Genomic DNA, 2133 nt, shown 5'->3' with positions numbered 1-2133 from the left:
CAACCGGCGGGCCGGGGACGGGCTCACCCGGCCCCCGCGCCCCGGCCCGCCGCCGGGCGCCCGGTCCCCTCCCGGGCCCCGGCCGGCCCCAGCACCGCCGCCGACTCCGGCGGCAGCCGCAGGCCCGCCGCCGGGTCCGCCGGGGGTACTCGGAGGGTGTCCGCCAGCAGCGCCAGCGGGCGCGACGGCACCGGCACCGTCGCCGGACGGTCGGGGGAGAAGTTCACCGCCACCACCAGCGGGCCGTGGCACACCGTCAGCCAGCGCGCCTCCTCGTCGTACTCCACGGTCGCCGCCGCCAGCGGCAGCCCCGGCGGCAGCAGCGCCCGGCGGATCCCGATCAGCCGCCGGTACCACGCCGTGGCCTCCGCGTACTCCGCGTCCGCCGGATGCCGCAGACACGACCGCTCCCGGGTCGCCGGATCCTGCGGATCGGGGATGTCCTCCGCCGCCCAGCCGTGCGCCGCGAACTCCGCCCGCCGTCCCTGCCGCACCGCCTGGGCCAGCGCCGGATCCTGATGATCCGTGAAGAACTGCCACGGCGTACGCGCCCCCCACTCCTCGCCCATGAACAGCATCGGCGTCAGCGGCCCGCACAGCACCAGCGCCGCCCCCAGCGCCGCCCGGCCGGGACCGGCCAGCGCCGTCAGCCGGTCCCCCAGGGCCCGGTTGCCGATCTGGTCGTGCGTCTGCGCGTACCCCACCAGCCGGTGCGCCGGCGTCGCCGCCCGGTCCAGCGCCCGGCCGTGGCCCCGGCCCCGGAAGGCCGAGTAGCCGCCGTCGTGGAAGAAGCCGCCCGTCAGCGTCCTGGCCAGGGCCGCCATCGGCGCCCGCGCGAAGTCCGCGTAGTAGCCCCGGGTCTCACCGGTCAGCGCCACGTGCAGCGCGTGGTGGAAGTCGTCGTTCCACTGCGCGTGCAGCCCCAGACCGTTGTCCTCGGGCGCGGCGATCGTGCGCGGATCGTTCCGGTCCGACTCCGCGATGAGGAACAGCGGCCGGCCGGTGCGCTCCGCCAGCGCGTCCACCCGCTCCGACAGCTCCGCCAGGAACGGCCGGGCCCGGTCGTCCGCCAGCTCGTGCACGGCGTCCAGCCGCAGCCCGTCCAGCCGGAAGTCCCGCAGGAACGCCAGCGCGCTGCCCGCGAAGTACGCCCGCACCTCGTCCGAGCCCCGGCCGTCCAGATTCACCGCGGAACCCCACGGCGTGTGGTGCCGGTCGGTGAAGTACGGGCCGAACCGGGGCAGCACATTGCCCGAGGGCCCCAGATGGTTGTGCACCACGTCCAGCACCACGCCCAGACCGGCCCCGTGCGCAGCGTCCACCAGCCGCGCCAGCCCCTCCGGGCCGCCGTACGGCTCGTGCACCGCCCACGGCGCGACCCCGTCGTACCCCCAGCCGTGCCGCCCCGGGAACGGGCACACCGGCATCAGCTGCACATGGGTGATCCCCAGCTCCGCCAGCCGCCCCAGCCGGGCCGCCGCCGCGTCGAAGGTGCCCTCGGGGGTGAACGTCCCCGTGTGCAGCTCGTACAGCACCGCCCCCGCCAGCCCGCGCCCCGGCCACGGATGCCGCCACCGGAACGCCTCCGGGTCCGTCACGGCCGCCGGGCCCTCGGGCCCGTCCGGCAGCCGCCGGGCCCGCGGGTCGGGCAGCACCGGACCGTCCTCCTCGTCCAGCACATAGCCGTACCGCGTGCCGGGACCGGCCGCCGCCTCGGTACGCCACCAGCCGCCCGCGTCCTCGCGCAGCGGCCGCCGCGTACCGTCGAGCCACAGCCAGACCCGGCGGGCCCGGGGAGCCCACACCTCGAAGCGCATGGACACCATGCTCGGGCCCGCCCCGCCCTCACGCCAGGCAGTAGCGGTGCTGGACCACCGGATAGCCCGCACGGGCGAACGCCTTCGCCATCGGCACATTGCCGGTGTCGGTGGCGGCCGCGATCCGCTCGGCGCCTTCGGCGGCGAGCTGCCGGGTGCACTCCACCAGCAGGTCGTACGCGTAGCCGTGGCCGCGCTGCTCGGGCAGCACACCGATGAAACCGACCACCGGGCCGTTCGGGTTGCGGGCCGGGGCCTGGAACATTGCCGGTGTCGGTGGCGGCCGCGATCCGCTCGGCGCCTTCGGCGGCGAGCT

2 protein-coding genes are annotated in these 2133 nt (G+C 76.9%); both read right to left on the bottom strand.

Annotation, left to right across the window (positions count from 1 at the left end; genetic code table 11):
- Nucleotides 1-23: 23 nt before the first annotated feature.
- A complete protein-coding gene (gene treZ / locus ACFV5N_RS27360; RefSeq protein ID WP_385605087.1) occupies nucleotides 24-1817 on the bottom strand; it encodes a malto-oligosyltrehalose trehalohydrolase in 1794 nt (597 codons plus the stop codon).
- 28 nt (nucleotides 1818-1845) lie between these two features.
- Nucleotides 1846-2133, bottom strand: a 288-nt coding sequence (locus ACFV5N_RS27355; RefSeq protein WP_385605084.1) for a GNAT family N-acetyltransferase, incomplete at its 5' end; no start/stop codon positions are given.

Source organism: Streptomyces sp. NPDC059853 (assembly GCF_042731495.1).
GTDB lineage: Bacteria > Actinomycetota > Actinomycetes > Streptomycetales > Streptomycetaceae > Streptomyces.
This window is presented reverse-complemented; position numbering and strand designations above follow the sequence as displayed.

Coding starts and splice junctions, on each gene's coding strand:
- treZ (WP_385605087.1), bottom strand. CDS start 1,817: ATGCGCTTCGAGGTGTGGGCTCCCCGGGCCCGCCGGGTCTGGCTGTGG.